This window comes from Kitasatospora kazusensis (genome assembly GCF_039529945.1).
In the GTDB taxonomy this organism is placed as follows: Bacteria; Actinomycetota; Actinomycetes; order Streptomycetales; family Streptomycetaceae; genus Kitasatospora; species Kitasatospora kazusensis.
In genome coordinates this window covers 1-16,040 of record NZ_BAAANT010000041.1, presented here as the reverse complement: position 1 = coordinate 16,040, position 16,040 = coordinate 1, and the positions used below count along the sequence as shown (strand labels likewise).

At 70.0% G+C, this 16,040-nt stretch carries 16 protein-coding genes; 10 read left to right on the top strand and 6 right to left on the bottom strand.

Annotated features, from left to right (window positions below; translation table 11 throughout):
• Positions 1–333: 333 nt before the first annotated feature.
• Both ABD330_RS26235 and ABD330_RS26230 read right to left on the bottom strand, forming a co-directional pair.
• A complete protein-coding gene (locus tag ABD330_RS26235; RefSeq protein ID WP_344468473.1) occupies positions 334–1,413 on the bottom strand; it encodes a ParB/RepB/Spo0J family partition protein in 1,080 nt (359 codons plus the stop codon).
• Positions 1,413–2,144 carry a nucleotide-binding protein gene (locus tag ABD330_RS26230; RefSeq protein WP_344468472.1) on the bottom strand — a complete coding sequence of 244 codons (732 nt, stop codon included), beginning with the start codon at positions 2,142–2,144 and terminating at the stop codon, positions 1,413–1,415. Before ABD330_RS26230 ends, ABD330_RS26235 begins: the two co-directional genes overlap by 1 nt.
• A 623-nt stretch (positions 2,145–2,767) precedes the next feature.
• On the opposite strand from ABD330_RS26230, the gene ABD330_RS26225 reads away from it, so the two are divergent.
• From ABD330_RS26225 to ABD330_RS26205, 5 genes are all read left to right on the top strand, one after another.
• Entirely contained in the window at positions 2,768–2,980 is a 213-nt protein-coding gene (locus ABD330_RS26225; protein ID WP_344468471.1) for a hypothetical protein, read from the top strand.
• Between the two features lie 18 nt (positions 2,981–2,998).
• Positions 2,999–4,165 carry a helix-turn-helix domain-containing protein gene (locus tag ABD330_RS32555; protein WP_425555642.1) on the top strand — a complete coding sequence of 389 codons (1,167 nt, stop codon included), beginning with the start codon at positions 2,999–3,001 and terminating at the stop codon, positions 4,163–4,165.
• Positions 4,166–4,382: 217 nt separating this feature from the next.
• The gene (locus ABD330_RS26215) at positions 4,383–4,871 is read left to right on the top strand and encodes a DUF1877 family protein (protein ID WP_344468469.1); all 489 of its coding nucleotides are present in this window, start codon (positions 4,383–4,385) and stop codon (positions 4,869–4,871) included.
• Between the two features lie 90 nt (positions 4,872–4,961).
• A complete protein-coding gene (locus ABD330_RS26210) occupies positions 4,962–5,720 on the top strand; it encodes a DUF4241 domain-containing protein (protein WP_344468468.1) in 759 nt (252 codons plus the stop codon).
• Between the two features lie 357 nt (positions 5,721–6,077).
• Positions 6,078–6,293: a hypothetical protein gene (locus tag ABD330_RS26205; protein WP_344468467.1), complete on the top strand. Its 216-nt coding sequence runs from the start codon at positions 6,078–6,080 to the stop codon at positions 6,291–6,293.
• A gap of 642 nt (positions 6,294–6,935) precedes the next feature.
• On the opposite strand, the gene ABD330_RS26200 is transcribed toward ABD330_RS26205, so the two are convergent.
• Complete coding sequence (locus tag ABD330_RS26200) at positions 6,936–7,136, bottom strand: hypothetical protein (RefSeq protein ID WP_344468466.1); 201 nt, start codon at positions 7,134–7,136, stop codon at positions 6,936–6,938.
• 145 nt (positions 7,137–7,281) lie between these two features.
• Here ABD330_RS26200 and ABD330_RS26195 point away from each other — a divergent pair, with 145 nt between their 5' ends.
• The 5 genes from ABD330_RS26195 (at position 7,282) to ABD330_RS26175 (ending at position 12,626) form a co-directional block, all read left to right on the top strand.
• The gene (locus ABD330_RS26195) at positions 7,282–8,721 is read left to right on the top strand and encodes a hypothetical protein (RefSeq protein WP_344468465.1); all 1,440 of its coding nucleotides are present in this window, start codon (positions 7,282–7,284) and stop codon (positions 8,719–8,721) included.
• 473 nt (positions 8,722–9,194) lie between these two features.
• The gene (locus ABD330_RS26190; RefSeq protein WP_344468464.1) at positions 9,195–10,436 is read left to right on the top strand and encodes a hypothetical protein; all 1,242 of its coding nucleotides are present in this window, start codon (positions 9,195–9,197) and stop codon (positions 10,434–10,436) included.
• A 1,052-nt stretch (positions 10,437–11,488) separates the two neighbouring features.
• Entirely contained in the window at positions 11,489–12,076 is a 588-nt protein-coding gene (locus ABD330_RS26185) for a hypothetical protein (protein WP_344468463.1), read from the top strand.
• 74 nt (positions 12,077–12,150) lie between these two features.
• Entirely contained in the window at positions 12,151–12,414 is a 264-nt protein-coding gene (locus ABD330_RS26180) for a hypothetical protein (RefSeq protein WP_344468462.1), read from the top strand.
• A 74-nt stretch (positions 12,415–12,488) separates the two neighbouring features.
• Positions 12,489–12,626 carry a hypothetical protein gene (locus ABD330_RS26175; protein ID WP_344468461.1) on the top strand — a complete coding sequence of 46 codons (138 nt, stop codon included), beginning with the start codon at positions 12,489–12,491 and terminating at the stop codon, positions 12,624–12,626.
• A gap of 182 nt (positions 12,627–12,808) precedes the next feature.
• On the opposite strand, the gene ABD330_RS26170 is transcribed toward ABD330_RS26175, so the two are convergent.
• The 3 genes from ABD330_RS26170 to ABD330_RS26160 all read right to left on the bottom strand — a co-directional run.
• Positions 12,809–13,030 carry a hypothetical protein gene (locus tag ABD330_RS26170; protein WP_344468460.1) on the bottom strand — a complete coding sequence of 74 codons (222 nt, stop codon included), beginning with the start codon at positions 13,028–13,030 and terminating at the stop codon, positions 12,809–12,811.
• Between the two features lie 586 nt (positions 13,031–13,616).
• Positions 13,617–13,895: a DUF6225 family protein gene (locus tag ABD330_RS26165; RefSeq protein WP_344468459.1), complete on the bottom strand. Its 279-nt coding sequence runs from the start codon at positions 13,893–13,895 to the stop codon at positions 13,617–13,619.
• A gap of 467 nt (positions 13,896–14,362) precedes the next feature.
• Positions 14,363–16,040: tetratricopeptide repeat protein (locus ABD330_RS26160; protein ID WP_344468458.1), on the bottom strand; the 1,678-nt coding region annotated here is incomplete at its 5' end.

The window sequence follows — 16,040 nt, the reverse complement described above, 5'->3', positions numbered from 1 at the left end:
GGCTGATCTCGGTGAGTTGGACGAAGTACCCGTCAAGGCCCGAGCCGATCAAGCCACCAGCTCGCATCCGCTCTCGCCTGCACATCCGGCCAGGTGAAAGTGGTCAGGGATCCTCGCCGTCCCCGCCCTTTCCGAGCCGCTCGTGCCATCGACTGAGCCGCCCGCTCCGCTGGCCGGCGGACGCCACTATCGCGGCCCTCGCCGCCCCCCGGAGCCACGGCCCAACCTGGCCGCCAACACGACGAAGGCCCGCCCCAACAGGGTGAGAGACGAGCACGAAGGGGCTCGTACCCGGCATCATGCCGGGTACGAGCCCCTTCGCCATTTCTGTTGTCAGAGCCCGTTGATCAGGGCCTCGGCCAGTTCGCTTATCTTCTCCTTGCCCAGCACCGTGCGGATCGCGGTGGCGAACGCTGGAATGTCCTGCCAGTCGACGCTGTGGGCGCCTCGTTCGTGCGAGCGCTCGCGTTGCTCGGGTACCGGTCGTTCGTCGGCCGGTGCCGATGACCCACCCGTCTCGTATACCGCGGTATACGGTTCGGCCGGTTCGGCCGGAGCCACCGAGTCGTCCCCAGGGGCGCCGGCTCCGGCGTATACCGCGGTATACGCCGGAACCTGAGCGCGGTCCTGCTTGTCCTTCGGAGCTGCGGCGGCCTTGCGCTGGCCTTGCACCTTGTTGGAGGCGGCGGTCTCCCGCTGGGACGACCGCATCTCGTGCACCGCCGCGAACTGCTGCTCGGCGTTCATCTGGTCCAGGTTCGGCCGGCCGCACAGCCACCGTGCATCGCGAAGAGCCATGCCTTCCCCGCCCCGGGCACGCTCCCGCACGCTCTTCTGCACCTCAGGTGCCAGCAGCAGCAGACGACGGCGCTGGGACACCCAGTTGGTGGTCCAGCCCTCCGCGCCCGCGGCCGCAGCCGCCGACGGGTACTCGCCGACGACGGACTCGACAGCGCGGGCCTCCTCGATCGGATCGAAGTCACGGCGCTCGGTGTTCTCGTCCAGCGCGGTGCGCAGCAGCTTGGCCCGCGACTCGGCGACGCCGTCGTCGACGATGCAGATCAGCTCGTGGCGGCCGAACCTCACGGCCGCCGCATGCCGACGGCAGCCGTTGACGACGACGTAGTCCGTACCGCGTAGGGCATCGGCTTCGTCGGGCCACAGGCGCAGGTAGGCGGCCTTCGTGACGACCAGGCAGCTCTGCAGCTGGCGCTCGGCGATCGACCTCAGGTCTTCCAGGTCGCCGATGTCATCGCGTGGGTTGTGCGGGTTGGCCAGCAACCGGTCCGTCTTGATCCGAACTGCTGGGACGTCCCCGTCCATCTGCGGTGAGGTGGCCTGCCCATCCGCGGCACTGTCCTTGACGTTTCCGCCGACGAGGTCGGCAAGGCTCCGGCGCTTCGTGGAGGCCATCAGGCACCTGCCTTGGTCTGGACGAACCGCAGCTGCAGCTCAAGCGCCAGGTTCGTGAAGTCCTGCAGACACTCCTGGGCAACGCGGGACTTCGGGTACCGGGTGACGACCTGCCCTTCAGCGGCGGCCCGGGTGTGCAATTTGTAGTGCCTGATCACCGTCCGGGCGAGCGGCCACCCGTTGCGTCGTACGAAGTCCTTCGTTTCGTCCAGGTCCGACTTGCCGTCCCTCGGGTCCCAGTTGGAGATGACGACCGTGTAGGGGATGCCGCGCGGCTTCAGGATCTGCTCGATCGTGCTCTTCGTCGGCATCCAGCCCAGGGGCTCCGGCTCGATCGGCACGATCACGTGGTTCGCGTTGTCCAACGCGGCCCGGATCGAGTCGGCCACCGGCCCGGTTCCGAGAGGGTCGCCGGCACCCTTCTTGCGGGCAGCGGGGTCCATCCAGCCGGGCGTGTCGACGAGCACGTGCTGGACGGCTGTCGCCTCGCGGAGGTTCTTGATGCCCTCGGTGTCGTCGTACGCGTCGACGAACACGAAGGGCAGCTCGTCGCCGACCCGCTCTGCCCACCAGACGGTGGAGCCCTGGGGGTCGATGGAGACTGCGGCAACCGGCGCGGCCTCGCCGTCGAGTCCGCCGAGCACCTCGGCGATGGTGGCGGCCAAGTTCACCGTGATGGTGCTCTTGCCGATGCCGCCCTTCTGGTTGAGGACGACAGTGACGAATGCCATGGATACTCCCGTTCCGTTGGCTTCCCGAGACGTTCTCGGTACTTCGGACCGGGACAGGATGTCAGAACAACGGACAAGCGGGACACTTGCCCCCGCCATGGGCGTGGCGACCGTAGCAGGCCGTGGACGGGCATCAACGCGAGGGACGCAGCCGAAGCCGGCCGCAGCGGGTTGAGGGTGGCTGCACCCTTGGGTGCGCCACCCTCTGGGGCCGCGCGGCAATTCGCGGCTCCCGGTCCCTTGTTCCATGGAGCACCCACGACGCCAGGGAAGCTCCGGCGGTTGGCCGGATATGCGCTGCTGCGAGAGTTGCACCGCATCCGCTCCCGTGGCAACCGGAGCGTGGCCGAACATGAAGGAATACACAGCGCCCAGGCCCGTCACCTGCATGGCTCTCCGAGGTGTGACACGGATGTTCACAGGGCCAAGTGGCCAGGAGTGAATCAAACCGGGACTGCGGGAGGGCACGGATTGTGATCGCCTGATGACAAGTGCGAGGATCACACGAGATGGACCGAGCTGACGCCAAGGGGCCGGCAATCCCCTGTCAGAACGGTCGACTTGGAGCACCCACCTCACGCGTGCCCGCGAACGGGGCACGCACCGATGCTAGGAGAACCGACATGCGCTCGATCATTCCGTTCGGCCCGGGACAGCCTCGGCGCGCCCTGGTCCCCGGGGAGATGGTGATCGTGGTCGTCATCATGATCCTCGCCACGGCACTGGTCATCGCCGGCCAGACGATGGCCGCCACCCTGGAGTTCCTCGGCGGCGCAGTGTTCCTGGCCTGCCGCACCGTCAAGGGCCTGCGCGACCTCCCGACCGCAGGCATCTGACCGGGAGAGCAACCAACCATGGGACGGCGCGAAAGCGCTGTTGCCGCAGAGACCCGACAGTCCGAAGCGCTGGCGCTGTGGCTGCGCGATCAGCGCCAGCGTGCCGGACTCACCTACACGGCAATGGCCCTCACCACCTCGTACAGCGCCTCGATGCTCTCCCGAGCCGCCAGCGGCCGGAGCGTGCCGTCCTGGCGGATCGTGGAGAGCTTCGCCAGGGCGTGCGACGCCGACCTCACCGAGGCCAAGCAGCGGTGGCGAAAGGCCCGCTGGGCGAACCAGAAGCAACGCCGCGCCCGTGGCGGCGACCTCGCCAAAGGGGTCCGTGATCTCTACAGCCACCAGCTCGTCCGACCTGAACTCATTGAGACCTTCGGGCAGCTCAGCCGGGCGATGTGGGAGCTGCGCGCCAAATGCGGCCAGCCCTCGGAGGCCGAACTGCAACGCCGGGCGGGCCTCACCCCGGACGGAGAATTCCGTCTCCCCAGGAGCAGCCTGGGCGCGATCCTGCGTGGTGAGCTCGTGCCCAGGATCAGGCACGTCACCGCTTTCACAGAGGCACTCGGCCTCCCTCCGCGCATGGTCGCGAAGTGGGAGGAAGCATGGGAGCGGGCCGCCGACCGGGAGCGGTCCAGAGCATCCCGCCCCCCTGCTCCCGGACCGGCCGCCGACGCGGGCCAACCTGCCCCGGTCCGGATCCGGATCAACATCCCCGGGACACCCCCCGCCCGGCCCGGGGGCACCGTGGGGCGAGTACCTGCCCCGGGACGTGACCTACCTGGCTACCCACGGTCTGCCGGTGGACGTCACGCTCGGCAACTATGGATGGCCCGGCCCCAGAAAGCCGTACCCGCCAGCTGGTACCACCGAGGCGGGACTGCCGATCCGCGTGCCCCGCCGGTACGACTTCTTCCGACCCCACTGGCTTCGCGAACAGGCACAACGCAAATCCAGCCGCCCGGCGCCCCCCTGGCACTCAGGCCCCTCCAGCTCAACACCTATGCGCGGTTTCCTGATCGACGACTGAGTACCAGACCACCCGCCGCACCCTCGTACGGCGGCTCATTCCTCCACCTGCGCAACGTCACCTACCGCGCCAGCCGCACCACCCGCACTCTGTCCACCTGGCGCGGCCCCATCGACGTAATCAGCGGCTGGACGCTCGGCGAGCCCGACCAAGACTGAGACGCGCCCCCGACGGCACAGCCAGATCCTCGACACCCACTGACCGGCAACCGCCGGTGCAGCTCTGAGCCTGGAACAACTCCAGCTCACAGCCTGGCTGCCAGCCAACCGCTGACGAACGATCCTGCCTGAGCCGTCATCGGCGCACCGTCGGTGTCAGCGGTTAGGGTCCGCTCACGACCGGACAGCCTCACGTCAGAAAGCGTGGACCCTTGCAATGAGCTTCCACATGCACCTTCGTGCTGTTCCACAGGACGAGATTCAGCCCCAGAGCGGATGGCTGGCGACGTTCATGCAGAACTCCTGGCGCAGGGAGGAAGAGTTCACTACCGGGATCGCATGTGCGATCGAGAAGGACTTCGACGACGTGGAGCAGCTCTACACGGGCTCTGCGGAAGGCGCCGGGGACGTCGGTGGGCCAGCCGCACTGCCCGTGTTCGGGGGCTCCTCCGTCGACTCCGAAGTCGGTCCGCCGTTCTTGATCATGACTCCGCTCCAGGTGAAGCAGGCCGCAGAGTTCCTGGAAGCCGCAGCCTTCGACGTCCTCTGGTCCGCCTCCAAGGAGGCGATCTTCGGGCCTCGCGGCAGCTACGCGTACGAGGCTGAGATCGAGGCCATCTTCCTGCAGCATCACCAGGGCCTGCTCTCCTTCTACCGTCAGGCGGCCGGCGCGGGCCACTCCGTAGTCAAAGCCTTCTGGTTCTAGGCGCCCCGAATCTCGCCCGGACCTGATGCCAGGGGTGCAACCGTCCACGTGGACCAGCGGGGTGTCGGCACAGCCGCCTATCGTCTGCGCATGGGTTACACACCAGATGTCCGGCTGGCTGCCGGCACCGAGGAGAGCTGGCTCCTCGGCGCGGTTTTCACTCCGGGGGCGCGGCTTGGAACGCGTCTTGATGATTCGACGATCTCCGTCCATGTCGTCGAGGTGGCGGAGGTGGCCACGGTCCGCATTCCAAGCGGCCGCGTCATCGTCGACTCGCCGTGGCCGGACGCCGGAGACATGCAGCTGCGGACGCCGGTCGGCCGGGAACTGGTGGAGCGGATCCCGCCCGGGACCTACCAGGTTGAGGCAGCGTGGACGGAGGCACCGTATGAGTTCATGGGCGAGCACTTCGACGGGCGGGAGGTCGGCGCCGTCCGCCTGCGTGTCCTCGACGAGCTCGTAGCTACCTGGGAGATGGCCCTCGGCGTCGACGACGACATCGACGCGCTCAGCCCCGGTGACCGGATCGGGTTCAACTCCGAGACGAACACGGGCAGCTTCGCCGACGCGTCAGCCTGGGAGGCGCTGGCTGCCCCGTTCCGCCGGTTCTGGCAGGGACTCCAGGCCGGAGACTCGCAGCCTCTTGCCAGCGAGAGTTTGTGCAACGGGTCCTTCGAGCGGACGATCGACGAAGCCATCGGAGCGGACCTCCTGACGATCCCGTCCGAAGGGACTACCGTCGTCTGGCTCGGGCGAACGGGGGCCGGGACCATCGCTTCGATCGTCACCGCGGTCGCCGAAAGCCGGCATTGGTGCCACGAGCGGAGGATGGCCACGGGCCAGCTGTAGCCCACCAGGACGAGGACGGGCAGGACGATTTCGGGAAACGATCACAACACCTGCGGGAAGCGATCTTCGCCCTGCCCACTTGCGGCCAGCTCAGCCCCACTCGTGAACACCCCACACCACCATCGCCACCAGGCAGGCCGCCCTCCACGAAGAGCTCCGCCGGGCACGCGGGTCGAGCTGCCCCGGGCCGCCAACGCGCCTGCGGCCCGGCGGAGAGGATCCTCCCGCCGGGCCGCCGCGCGCTCCCCAGGGCATTGGAAAGAGGGAAGCGCCTGCCCATCATCGCGGACAGCAACACACCCCCCCGCCCCGGGGCTGACGGCCGGTCACCCCCGGCGAACTGCCACACTGACGACCATGACCCCCGACCGCCGCCCCCTCGCCCTGCCCGCGTTCTCCGAACCCGCCACCGACGAACCCGCCCGGCCCGCCGGCCGACGGCTGCTCCCGGTCGAGCAGAGCCCCGACTTCCGGCAGCCACCGAGTGAGGAGATCCCCGCTCCCCGCCCCGCCCGCCGCCCCCTCGGCACGGGCGCAGCGCCGAGCGTCGCCGACCCCGACCGGCAGATCTGACCCTGACCCCACCGGCGCCACCGCAGGGTGCGACGGCGGCGACCGGGGTGCACCGTTGATCCATGGGGCTGATCGCGCCGCTCGAACTGGTGGAGCCCGTCGACCTGAGGACCATCCTGGCGGGCGGGGAGCCGGCCGAGCCATCTGCCGTACGGCTGGTCCACGCCGCACCGTCCGACCCGGACATCCCCGGCGACCCCGGCCCGGCCACGGTGTGCGGCGGGACACCGCCGCGCTGCTGGTCGACCACTGGCAGCCGGAACGCCCCGGCGGGCACTGGTGGCCCCCGCGCTGGGCGGGCCGGATCTGCCCGGACTGTGAGAGCGCCGTCCGGTCCGGCTGAGCGGTGACCGGGGCCGCGCCTGGTCGTTGAAGCAGGGAGAGCGCCCCGACCAGGGCGCGCGGCGACGCCTGCTCCACACCCCGGTGCCCGGACACCCCCCAGGACGTCGGGGCCGCACGGCACCGCCCGCCGGGGGTGGCCGGATGACACTCCGGCCGCCCCCGATCATGCCGAAGGCCGCCACCCCGCGCGCAGGGTGGCGGCCTTGTCCGTGTCCGTCCTGACCCCGCAGAAGCCCCGCCTGGCCGTACGGCTGGGCAAGCTGGCCGCAGGCACACGGCCGGGGTGGTGGTCAGGTGTCAGAACAACAAGCCGAGGGCAATCAGGACGCTCATACATACGGTCATGGAACCGGTGAAGGTCTTGCCGCCCTGGAAGATGCACGCGGGGATGGTGTTGTGATCGGCGCGGTGGAGTAGGCCGCCACCGAGGCCGACCACAACGGAGATCAGCAGGGCGACCCCAACGAGCAGGACGTGGATGGTGAGGTGACTGGCCAACGGGTGGACGCTCCTAGGTGAGAGGGTGGTGTGACCGCGCTTAGCACGCACCACCACGATCCATCTGATTCGGGAGGGGTCGGCGCGGGAGGGCGGGGGCGCCGATTGTCCGGTGTTTTCCGCGGAAAACTACGGAGGGGGAACGGTGCCGCAGAAGGCACGCCGAGGCCGACCGCAGTCCAAGCAGTTACTCGGAAAAACGGAGCAGGCCAACGCCCTGGTCGGGCTGATGACGACGTGGCGCGACACCTGTGGCCTGACAGGTCTGCAGGTTTTTTCGGCGCTCACGTCCGAGCACTTCGCCGACGGCCAGGTCCCCCGGAAGACGACCTACTACCGGATGCTCAAAGGCGCGGACCTGTCGTGGGAGTTCGTCGAAGCGCTCGCCGATGTGTGCTCCGGGTCCCTGCAGGAGCAGCAGGCGTGGACTGCCTCGGCGAAGGTCCTCTGGGACGGGCACCTGAACTCCCCGAAGGTGGTCGCGGATCCCACCGCCACCGAGGTCCTGGTATTGCAGAGGCAGCTGATCAGCAGCCAGGAGGAGCTGCTGAAAGTCCGTGACCTCTACGTGGCGACGAAGGACGCGCTGGTGTCGGCGGACCGGAAGGTGGTAGCGCTGACCACGCTCGTGGCGCAGCTGGAGTCGCAGGTCACCATGCTCAAGCACCACCAGGTGGAGCTGCTCGTACAGAAGGAGCCGGACTCCGCACAGGTCGGGGAGGCGAAGCAGCGTCTGGAGAGCACGGACCGGCAGCGTGCCGCGGCCACCACGCAGTTGGGCCGGGCCCAGACCGAGCGGGAGAGGGCGCTGACGCTCACCACCCGTGCCACCGTTCAGACCGCCGAGCTGCAGGAGAAGGTGATGGAACTGCGGGCGGTCAGCGGCAGGGAAGTCAGCGACGAGCTGACCGAGCCTCTGCCGTCCTTGATCGTCGCGGGTCCGGCGATCCTGCCGGCCTTCACCATCACCGACGACGTCCCTGCGGTCCTGGCCGACATCACCGATGACCTCGAAGCTGCCGCCCACCACCTTGACGAGGTCAGCGAACAACTCGGCCGCACCGACGAGCCCGTGCCGGACGTCGAGAAGACCGAGGCGTTGGAGGTGATCGATGCCGAGGTGGTGGGGTCCGCCAGCGAGGTCGTGGACAGCGACGCCACGTCCGAGTACGTCGACGCACCGCGGGAGCGGCTGTCAGAGCCGGGACCCGCACCCGAACCCGGACTTGCTTTTTCCGCGAACAACACCCGGGCCACACCCGAGGAGATCATGCGTCTGGCCGATGTCGCGCGCCACGATTTCCGTGTCCAGGAAGAACTGAGCGGGGCAATACGGGCGGCCGCCGGAGAGTTCAGCTTCCCCGAGCTGACACGCACGACCGAGCTCCTTCGCCGGGTGAAGGACAACGGCTTCTCCTTGGGCCTGCTCCAGCGAGCGCTGTGGACGGCTGCGCGACCACTGCCACGCCGTCAGCCGGGCCACCTGCTCCGCCAGGGCCGGATCGCGGGGGACGCGGAACTCGTTCGCCGCACCGACCCGATGCGCGAACCGTTCCACAACGGCGGCGCGGCCTCCTGGTCATGAGCCCTGACGGTGTGCGGCAGCAGGCAAATCGGTCCGCCGCACACCACCGAAGACAGGCCCGCTACGCCCACTCGACACCGTGCTCGGCGAGCTGCGCCAGCTGTCCCGCCGTCAGCTTCGCCCGGCGGGCCTTCTGATTGTTGAGCCAGGTACCCAGCGCGAAGTGCGACACACTGGCATCCCCGTACCGCGCCCCGCCCGCCGCCCCCTTGGCACGGGCGCAGCGCCGGCCTTCTCCGACCCGGATCGGCAGATCTGACCCGCACCCCCACCGGGCCCGGTGTGCGGGGTCGGCCGGGCGGGGCGGCCGTCAAGGGTCTCCGCCGGGTATCTTGACGGCCCCGTAGCTGCCGCGCCGGGGTGACGACCTGTCCGGTGCGGGGTGCGGGCGGGCGCCCTTGTGTACGGGCCCGGTGCGGGGCGGGTGCGGACCGGGGGTGGTGCTGTCCGGGGCGGTGGCTACCATTCCGATCATGGAGCAGAGTTTCGACGCGCGGGGAATCGCGGTCACCACTGGAATCGACGCGCGAGGAATCAAGGATCCCGAGGAATCCGACGCGCGTCGAAACGAACCCGGGCCGGACGTACCGGCCTGCCCGGAGTGCCACGCCGCGCTGCGCGCCTCCGGCACCGGGCGGCGGCCGGTCTACTGCGGCCGGGCCTGCTCCTCCAAGGCCTACCGCAGGCGCCGCACCGAGGGCCACCGGGACGCGGTGGCGGACGCGCTGATTGCCTCGCGCGTCGAATCACCCGCCACCCCCGACGGCGGCGCCCGGGAGGAGCTCCTGCAGTCCGCCCGGGCCCTGGAGCGCCTCGCGGCCCGCTACCTCGACCAGCTCGACGACGCCCGCCAGGCCGCAGGCGACGGCCAGGATCCCCTGGCGCAGCGGGCGCTGGAGCGGCTGGAGGCGGGCGTGGAGGGCCTCGGGCGGCGGGTGCTGCGTCAGGCGCGCGGGCTGCGGTACGAGATGCTCGTCGCCCGGCGCGAAGCCGCGGTCGGGGCGGTGGAGCTCCCGTCCGGGGCAGACCTTGATTCCTCGCGCGTCGAATCATTCCCGGCGTTGGTGCCGGGCGGGTACGCGGCCGCGCCGGCGCCGGAGGCGTACGACCCGGCGTATGACCCGGCTGTTCTGCGGCGGGTCTCGCCGGCCGTGCTGCGGTCGCCGGTCGGGGCCGGGGATTCGACGCGCGGGGAAATGGGCATCGGCCCGGATTCGACGCGCGAGGAAACAAGGGGCGGCCTGGATTCGACGCGCGATGAATCCGCCGGGACCGGACGGGCGGCGGACCCGGCACCCGCGGCCCGCCCGGCACAGCCCACCCGCCCGCCCGTACAGGGGCAGCGGGAAGCCGCCGGGACCGCACCGGGCCCCGTCCCGGCCGAACCCCGGCTGGCGCTCTCCCAACCACTGCCCTCCGTCCTCCCCCCGACCGGGCGCGGCCTGGGCGAGCCCGTGCGCTCCTACACCCTGGGCGGCGGCCTGGTCCACCTCACCTGGCCCCGGCACCCGGGCGTCCAGGCCGTCGAGTACGACCGCCGGCTGGTGGGCTGGGTCGAGGAGGGCCTCGTCGACGTCCCGCAGGACCAGGCGTGGGCCGCCGTCCTCGACGGCCGCCTGGTCCTGGACGCCGACGACGGCCAGCCGATGCTCTCCCTCGACCCCGGCCCCGCGCTCACGCTCCTGGGGATCGCCCGCCAGCAACGCCTCGCCTGAACCGCGAGCACCGGGCCCGCTCTGCTCCGGGCCGCCCGCCGTCCGCGCGGTTCTCCGTCACCGGGTCGGACCGGACCCGTTGAACGGCCGTGAGCACCCCGGGCGTCCGCCCGGCGCGCCCACCCGGCCCCGGCGCCCCAAGGCCGGCGGCAACCGCCCTGGCAGGCCCGGCTGCCGTCCCCGGGCCCGGCGGGGCCGGTCGCGGGCCCCTGACGGGCCGCCAGGGGCCGTGGCGGGGCCCGCCGGAGCGGCCGGTAGGAGGTGGTCTTGGAAGGCGCCTTGAGGTGGTCCTGCCGGGCGTCTCGCAGGTGGTCTTGTACGCGTCCGCCCCACCGCCCGAATCCCGCATATCCGCAGTTCAGAGCCGATGCGGGTGCCCCGGGAAATCCAGACACCCCCTGTGTCCGTCCCTCTCTTGTGGTGCTGGTTGTGTGTGGCGCGGTAAGCGGACGGGACGGACGGCGGTGGTCCTGCGCCCGCGGCGGACCGGTGGTGGTCGGGGCGCCCTGCTTCGCGGCCACCAGCTCGGCGTCGGCCTCGATGCCGACGCCCGTGAGCAGGTCCTGCCAGTCGGGCTCCAGGCCCGGCCGGCCGCCGCGCTGTGCCTGCACCCAGCGGCCGAGCCGCTCGCCCTCGAAGACAGCGTCGGCCGCAGCTGCGCCCAGTCGACGCGGCCGTCGCACTCCAGCCACCACTGCCACGCGGGCACGGGGACACGGGGGCAAGGGGGCAAGGGCGAGCAATTATGCAAATACCGGATTAGTGAATTCCGCATAGGATCGTTGGCAGATTTCACCCGAACCTCAAATATTGCTCAAATGAATCGCATGCGGTGTGAACCTATGAAATGATCTGGTCATTGTTCGGGCATCGACAACCGGGGGGCTGTCAATGAAAGAGAAATGCCCATACGCTGACCCCCGCCTGCAATCTATCGGAAAGCGGAGAATTTAGTGCGTAAGTTCTATGCAGCGGCCTTTGTGGCTCTGCTGATTTCGGGGGCAGGCATCCAGGGGGCCCAGGCGGCGACAGTAACGCCCAAGGCCTACTCCATGGCCCAATCCGACCCACGGTCCGACGTGGCTCGACTGACGGCCACTCAGGCCAAGACACTCCAAGCGCAGATAGACAGCCAGCTGAAGAAGACGCCGGGCGGCACCCAGGTGAGCGCCAACGAAATATCCTGGCAGAACGGCAACATCATCATGTCGTTCCCACTCCCCTCGCAGCGCACGGCCCCGGAGACGAGCCCCAAGCTCGTCTCCACGGCCAAGGGCAACGGGGTCTCCCCGCGAGGCACCGGCACCTGCTACGACAGCGGCACCTGCCAGTACCAGAAGTGCCCCTACGGCTTCCACGACCAGTGGTACTGCCTCTACCAGGACGGCGACTACGGCGGCCGCCGGCTCCAGTGGAAGGACCACTACTCCTACCTCAAGCAGCTCTCCGAGTGGGACTTCGACTACAAGGCGAGCGGCTGGGTGAACACCAGCATGAGCACCACCGTCGAGGTCTTCGGCCCCGGTGACGAGCGGCTGTGGGTGGAACCGTCCCGCGACAACTTCTTCTCCGACCCGACACACAGCGCCTACGTCGGCGACTACGCCAACGACAAGGCAACATCCTTCGAAGCCAACTAAGCAGGTAGCATGGCGACTTGCCGCAGGGGAACCTGCGGCAAGTCGCTTCCAAGCATCGAGGGGGATGGCGGCACATGCTGCTCATCGGGTTCGCGGTACTGCAGTTTCTTACCTTCATGGCAGTAATGGGCGCCCCTGTCCGCCATTCCATTGGCCCCCGGGCTCAGTACGTGAAAATGTGGGGCCTTTCCGTGTCCGGGGCCGGAGCACTCGCATTTCTGGTCGGCCTGGCCACATTCGGAACCGGCTTCGAGCTCCTTCTCTGGATATCGCTCTTCTTCTTCTGGATGGGAACGCTGTTCCTAATCTTCAGCAAGTGGTGGGCAATCGCCCGCTAGTAAATCCGGGTGCCCTCTTGGACGCAGCAGCCCTTCGCACGCGCACACCATCACCCCGGCCGGATTGGGCCGGATTGGGCCGGATCACGGGGAACACGGAACTCGACGGCCGCCTGGTCCTGGACGCCGACGACGGTCAGCCGATGCTCTCCCTCGACCCCGGCCTCGCGCTCACGCTCCTGGGGATCGCCCGTCGGCAACGCCTCGCCTGAACCGCCGACACCGGGCCCGGAGCAGGGCACCGGGCCCGCCCCGCCTCCTGTGCCGGCAAGCTTCCTGCCCCCGTGCCCCGCGCCACCGCAGCGGCCAGGGCGACTGACACGGTGGTGGCCCGGGAGGTCCCGGACCACCACCACCGGGCGGGTCCGGCGTCAACCGCCGCCGGACAGGCCAGTCACCGCCAGGTGACGGCGATGTGCAGGTGCTCCCACACCCTGGTGAGCACGAAACCGATGCCCGGGCTCACCGTGCTGAGGACCAGACCGCCCAGCATCCGCTGCGGGTCCCGCCAGGCCGGCACCCCGACCCTCACCTCCGGCCCGCACCGAGCCCTTCGCTCCGTACCGTCCCACTCGTCCGCGCCTTCTCCCCGGCCGCGCGGCACCATCTCGTCCACGGTCGTCTCCTCTGTCTCGCGTCTGATGGAAGACGGACCAGGCCGGGGTGGAGCCTGGGCATGACGGTGCGCCAGCGCCCGCCCCGGGCGGTCCGTGGTGCTGGACAGTAGGCGGGTGAACGAGCCGGTCAAGAGGGACAGGCCACCGAACTTCCGGCGGGCCGCCCGCGGCGCACTGCGGCGAAACCTGCGCCCGATACACCAGCCAGACGGCCGGTCAACCCCCTTCCACCTGCACCGCAACCGCCACCGGCCGCCCCGGGTGTCGGCTGCGGCGGGGACGCTTTGCGGGACAGACGAGGAACTGCCGCACGGCCGGGCCCACGACGCCGACCACAACGACCCCGGACCCGGGCCGGCCACCCCCACCGCGAACCGGTCACCAGTTCCCCTCCGGCCCGCTGCCCGACACCACCCGCCGCCGCAGAACTCGCCCACAGCGCCACGCTGCTCACGGAGACCGCAGCGTTCGGGACCAGCGGGCGGGCGCACCACGAGCCCCGCCTGCCCGCCGTATGCGCGGGGCCGGGCCCGCACGCAGGCGACGCCCCTCCAGACGGACGCTGCTCCCGGCCGTTTCTTCCGGTCAGTGCCGTCCTGCCGGGTAGCGGCCACAGGGGAAGTCGGCGAGCAGCAGCAACGGCCGGCAGCCGTCGTCGGTCAGCCCCGGGATCGGACCGCTCGCGGCGACGAGAACCAGACGCTCCACCCGGTCATCGCCCAACATCACCGTGCCTGGCCCGGCCGGCACACTCACCAACACCGGAAGACCGTCGGGCAGCCCGGCGAGAGCCTCACGGAGTTCACCCACCCGCAGCGCCGTCACCGTGTGCTCGTACGTACCGCCTACTCCCGGGATGTCCATGCCTGGCGAACGCGACTGCCCCTACCCCTGGCTTTGTTCACGAGTCGTGAAGTCGGTTCGTCACGACTTCGGGAGGCATGCGCTGGTCGGCGGAGCCGGTGTTCACGAGAACGGAAGGCACATACCGACGCCCGGCAGCGGAGCGGTGGTCCCTGCCGCCTGCGCCCGTAGCCAGCGCTTTTGCCCCGAGCCCCGAGAAGCGGTAGCCAGCGTTCTTCCGATCACCACCGAGGTGCTGCCCGTTCTCGTGAGCATCCAGCTCGGCTGCTGACTCCCGAACTGCTGTCGAAACGCTGCTCCGCGAGGTGAACAGAGCCACTACCCCGGTCACGGCCGCGACCGATCACGGCACCGGGTGGGCCCGGGCCACAGCGGGCCGAGACCACCAGCTCGCGCGCAGCGATCCGCTGCGCGCCGCTCCCAGGCAGCGCCCCGTGCGGCGGGAACCGGACGGGACCTGCGGTATTTCAGGTCGCTTTTTCTCCGCTGCCCGTCTCTCCCTGAAGCCAGGACTGCACCCGCAAAGCCATGCCGAGGTCGGGGAGGTGGGTGTCGGGTCGGGCGGCGGCGAGGTTCCGGTAGGTCTGGACGGCTTCCTGGATGGCGGTCAGGGCCTCCTCGGGTTGCCCGAGGTCCCCGAGCTGGATGGCGAGGTTGTTGAGGCTCATGGCGAGGTCGGGGAGGTGGGTGTCGGGTCGGGTGTCGGCCAGTTGCCGGTAGGTCTGGACGGCTTCCTGGATGGCGGTCAGGGCCTCCTCGGGTTGCCCGAGGTCCCCGAGCTGGATGGCGAGGTTGTTGAGGCTGCCCGCGAGGTTGGGGAGGTGGGTGTCGGGTCGGGTGTCGGCCAGTTGCCGGTAGGTCTGGACGGCTTCCTGGATGGCGGTCAGGGCCTCCTCGTGTCGTCCGAGGTCCCCGAGCCGGTTGGCGAGGTTGTTGAGGCTCATGGCGAGGTCGGGGAGGTGGGTGTCGGGTCGGGTGTCGGCCAGTTGCCGGTAGGTCTGGACGGCTTCCTGTCCGGCGGTCAGGGCCTCCTCGTGTCGTCCGAGGTCCCCGAGCTGGATGGCGAGGTTGTTGAGGCTCATGGCGAGGTTGGGGAGGTGGGTGTCGGGTCGGGCGTCGGCCAGTTGCCGGTAGGTCTGGACGGCTTCCTGTCCGGCGGTCAGGGCCTCCTCGGGTCGTCCGAGGTCCCCGAGCCGGTTGGCGAGGTTGTTGAGGCTCATGGCGAGGTCGGGGAGGTAGGAGGCGGGTCGGGCGTCGGCCAGTTGCCGGTAGGTCTGGACGGCTTCCTGGCCGACGGTCAGGGCCTCCTCGGGTCGTCCGAGGTCCCCGAGCTGGATGGCGAGGTTGTTGAGGCTGCCCGCGAGGTTGGGGAGGTGGGTGTCGGGTCGGGTGTCGGCCAGTTGCCGGTAGGTCTGGACGGCTTCCTGGCCGACGGTCAGGGCCTCCTCGTGTCGTCCGAGGTCCCCGAGCCGGTTGGCGAGGTTGTTGAGGCTCATGGCGAGGTCGGGGAGGTAGGAGGCGGGTCGGGCGTCGGCCAGTTGCCGGTAGGTCTGGACGGCTTCCTGTCCGGCGGTCAGGGCCTCCTCGTGTCGTCCGAGTACCCCGAGCTGGATGGCGAGGTTGTTGAGGCTCATGGCGAGGTCGGGGAGGTGGGTGTCGGGTCGGGCGTCGGCCAGTTGCCGGTAGGTCTGGACGGCTTCCTGGCCGACGGTCAGGGCCTCCTCGGGTCGTCCGAGGTCCCCGAGCCGGTTGGCGAGGTTGTTGAGGCTCATGGCGAGGTCGGGGAGGTAGGAGGCGGGTCGGGCAGCGGCCAGCTCCCGGCGGATGTCGACGGCTTCCTGGATGGCGGCCAGGGCCTCCTCGGGTCGTCCCAGTGCCCCGAGCCGGTTGGCGAGGTTGTTGAGGCTCATGGCGAGGTCGGGGAGGTGGGTGTCGGGTCGGGCAGCGGCCAGCTCCCGGCGGATGTCGACGGCTTCCTGGATGGCGGCCAGGGCCTCCTCGGGTCGTCCCAGTGCCCCGAGCCGGTTGGCGAGGTTGTTGAGGCTCATGGCGAGGTCGGGGAGGTGGGTGTCGGGTCGGGCAGCGGCCAGCTCCCGGCGGATGTCGACGGCTTCCTGGATGGCGGCCAGGGCCTCCTCGGGTCGT

Bases quoted from the DNA above. Each gene is read 5' to 3' on its own strand.
- ABD330_RS26190 (WP_344468464.1), top strand. From the start codon at position 9,195: ATGGAGCAGAGTTTCGACGCGCGGGGAATCGCGGTCACCACTGGAATC.
- ABD330_RS26210 (WP_344468468.1), top strand. From the start codon at position 4,962: ATGGGTTACACACCAGATGTCCGGCTGGCTGCCGGCACCGAGGAGAGC.
- ABD330_RS26235 (WP_344468473.1), bottom strand. From the start codon at position 1,413: ATGGCCTCCACGAAGCGCCGGAGCCTTGCCGACCTCGTCGGCGGAAAC.
- ABD330_RS26215 (WP_344468469.1), top strand. From the start codon at position 4,383: ATGAGCTTCCACATGCACCTTCGTGCTGTTCCACAGGACGAGATTCAG.
- ABD330_RS26185 (WP_344468463.1), top strand. From the start codon at position 11,489: ATGGCCCAATCCGACCCACGGTCCGACGTGGCTCGACTGACGGCCACT.
- ABD330_RS32555 (WP_425555642.1), top strand. From the start codon at position 2,999: ATGGGACGGCGCGAAAGCGCTGTTGCCGCAGAGACCCGACAGTCCGAA.
- ABD330_RS26165 (WP_344468459.1), bottom strand. From the start codon at position 13,895: ATGGACATCCCGGGAGTAGGCGGTACGTACGAGCACACGGTGACGGCG.
- ABD330_RS26205 (WP_344468467.1), top strand. From the start codon at position 6,078: ATGACCCCCGACCGCCGCCCCCTCGCCCTGCCCGCGTTCTCCGAACCC.
- ABD330_RS26180 (WP_344468462.1), top strand. From the start codon at position 12,151: ATGCTGCTCATCGGGTTCGCGGTACTGCAGTTTCTTACCTTCATGGCA.
- ABD330_RS26230 (WP_344468472.1), bottom strand. From the start codon at position 2,144: ATGGCATTCGTCACTGTCGTCCTCAACCAGAAGGGCGGCATCGGCAAG.
- ABD330_RS26225 (WP_344468471.1), top strand. From the start codon at position 2,768: ATGCGCTCGATCATTCCGTTCGGCCCGGGACAGCCTCGGCGCGCCCTG.